Origin of the sequence: Prevotella sp. 885, assembly GCF_002265625.1 — a bacterium.
Lineage (GTDB): Bacteria > Bacteroidota > Bacteroidia > Bacteroidales > Bacteroidaceae > Prevotella.
Genome location: NZ_NOVE01000117.1, coordinates 1 through 1,554 on the forward strand (window position 1 = coordinate 1; position 1,554 = coordinate 1,554).

At 55.3% G+C, this 1,554-nt stretch carries 1 rRNA gene; it reads left to right on the forward strand.

What is annotated here, in order from left to right:
• Nucleotides 1-18: 18 nt before the first annotated feature.
• Nucleotides 19-1,545: ribosomal RNA gene (locus CHL74_RS15305) — 16S ribosomal RNA — on the forward strand.
• Nucleotides 1,546-1,554 lie beyond the last annotated feature (9 nt).

Genomic DNA, 1,554 nt, shown 5'->3' on the forward strand with positions numbered 1-1,554 from the left:
GTTGGTAAAAGATATTTTACAATGTAGAGTTTGATCCTGGCTCAGGATGAACGCTAGCTACAGGCTTAACACATGCAAGTCGAGGGGCAGCATGACGATAGCTTGCTATTGTTGATGGCGACCGGCGCACGGGTGAGTAACGCGTATCCAACCTGCCCTTGTCCATCGGATAACCCGTCGAAAGGCGGCCTAACACGATATGCAGTTCTCCGCAGGCATCTAACGAGAACGAAATGTAAAGGAGAAGGATGGGGATGCGTCTGATTAGCTTGTTGGCGGGGTAACGGCCCACCAAGGCGACGATCAGTAGGGGTTCTGAGAGGAAGGTCCCCCACATTGGAACTGAGACACGGTCCAAACTCCTACGGGAGGCAGCAGTGAGGAATATTGGTCAATGGGCGAGAGCCTGAACCAGCCAAGTAGCGTGCAGGATGACGGCCCTATGGGTTGTAAACTGCTTTTATGCGGGGATAAAGTGAGCCACGTGTGGCTTATTGCAGGTACCGCATGAATAAGGACCGGCTAATTCCGTGCCAGCAGCCGCGGTAATACGGAAGGTCCGGGCGTTATCCGGATTTATTGGGTTTAAAGGGAGCGTAGGCCGTCTGGTAAGCGTGTTGTGAAATGTCGGGGCTCAACCTGGGCATTGCAGCGCGAACTGTCAGACTTGAGTGCGCGGGAAGTAGGCGGAATTCGTCGTGTAGCGGTGAAATGCTTAGATATGACGAAGAACTCCGATTGCGAAGGCAGCCTGCTGTAGCGCAACTGACGCTGAAGCTCGAAAGCGTGGGTATCGAACAGGATTAGATACCCTGGTAGTCCACGCGGTAAACGATGGATGCTCGCTGTTTGCGTCTGACGTAAGCGGCCAAGCGAAAGCGTTAAGCATCCCACCTGGGGAGTACGCCGGCAACGGTGAAACTCAAAGGAATTGACGGGGGCCCGCACAAGCGGAGGAACATGTGGTTTAATTCGATGATACGCGAGGAACCTTACCCGGGCTTGAACTGTAGGCGAACGATTCAGAGATGATGAGGCCCTTCGGGGCGCCTATGGAGGTGCTGCATGGTTGTCGTCAGCTCGTGCCGTGAGGTGTCGGCTTAAGTGCCATAACGAGCGCAACCCCTGTTCTCAGTTGCCATCGGGTAATGCCGGGCACTCTGTGAAGACTGCCTCCGCAAGGAGTGAGGAAGGTGGGGATGACGTCAAATCAGCACGGCCCTTACGTCCGGGGCTACACACGTGTTACAATGGCATGTACAGAAAGCAGGCCGTATGCAAATACGGTCGAATCCCTAAAACATGTCTCAGTTCGGACTGGGGTCTGCAACCCGACCCCACGAAGCTGGATTCGCTAGTAATCGCGCATCAGCCATGGCGCGGTGAATACGTTCCCGGGCCTTGTACACACCGCCCGTCAAGCCATGAAAGCCGGGGGCGCCTGAAGTCCGTGACCGCAAGGGTCGGCCTAGGGTGAAACCGGTGATTGGGGCTAAGTCGTAACAAGGTAGCCGTACCGGAAGGTGCGGCTGGAACACCTCCTTTCTGGAGAGA